Annotated in this window: 1 protein-coding gene; it reads left to right on the top strand. The window is 62.0% G+C overall.

Translation table 11 applies throughout. The features are described 5' to 3' along the window. A partial coding sequence (locus FQ668_RS27730) for a TolC family protein (RefSeq protein ID WP_178097196.1) occupies positions 1–258 on the top strand: 258 nt, incomplete at both ends.

Genomic DNA, 258 nt, shown 5'->3' with positions numbered 1-258 from the left:
ACATACGCTTGGGCAGCGCGCCGCGCGTGCGCACGTCCACGTGGTCCGTTGGTACAACAGGGGTGGGGCTGTCGCGCGAAACCGAGATCAGCGACGAAGACTTGGAGATCACATTGGCTCTGTCCCAAGTGATCGAGCTTGGCGGGAAACGGGCGCGTCGGCTTGAGTTGGCGGCGCGTGATCGCGATGTTTTTGCCTGGGATTACGAAATCGCCCGCGCGAACGTGTTGCGCGATGTGGCGCAAGCCTACGTAAGTG

It is taken from the genome of Pseudomonas sp. Kh14, assembly GCF_900291005.1.
GTDB lineage: Bacteria > Pseudomonadota > Gammaproteobacteria > Pseudomonadales > Pseudomonadaceae > Aquipseudomonas > Aquipseudomonas alloputida.
The sequence above is the reverse complement of the archived record's forward strand: the minus strand, read 5'-3'. Positions and strand labels throughout refer to the sequence as shown.